The sequence below is a fragment of the Streptomyces doebereineriae genome, from assembly GCF_031845645.1.
Classification (GTDB): Bacteria; Actinomycetota; Actinomycetes; order Streptomycetales; family Streptomycetaceae; genus Streptomyces; species Streptomyces canus.
The window spans coordinates 1-557 of the sequence record NZ_JAVREZ010000100.1; the positions used below are offsets into that span (position 1 = coordinate 1).

Consider the following 557-nt stretch of genomic DNA (forward strand, 5'->3'; position numbering starts at 1 on the left):
TCACCGGACGGTGCCGGGGTGCTGACCTCGGCGCGGGGTATCGAGATCGGCCACATCTTCCAGCTGGGCCGCAAGTACGCCGATGCCTTCACCGCTGACGTTCTCGGCGAGGACGGCAAGCCGGTGCGGCTGACGATGGGCTCCTACGGCATCGGGGTGTCCCGCATGGTCGCGGTGATCGCCGAGCAGCAGCACGACGACCTGGGCCTGCGGTGGCCGTCTGCCGTCGCGCCGTTCGACGTGCACGTGGTCGTGGCGAACAAGGACGACGCCGCCCGGACCGGCGCCACCGAACTGGTCGCCGCCCTGGACCGGCTGGGCCACGAGGTGCTGTTCGACGATCGCAAGGCCTCGCCGGGCGTGAAGTTCAAGGACGCCGAGCTGTTGGGCATGCCGTGGATCGTGGTGGTCGGCCGCGGCTTCGCCGATGGCGTGGTGGAACTGCGCAACCGGTTCACCGGCGAGAACCGCGAGATCGCGGTCGACGACGCCGCGACCGAGATCTCGGCGGCGCTCAGCGAAGTCCGCTGACGATGGCGGTGCGCTGACAACCGGTC

General features: G+C 70.0%; 1 protein-coding gene. It reads left to right on the top strand.

What is annotated here, in order from left to right; genetic code table 11:
- Positions 1-531, top strand: a 531-nt coding sequence (locus tag RNB18_RS50895; RefSeq protein WP_311720911.1) for a His/Gly/Thr/Pro-type tRNA ligase C-terminal domain-containing protein, incomplete at its 5' end; no start/stop codon positions are given.
- Between the last annotated feature and the right edge of the window lie 26 nt (positions 532-557).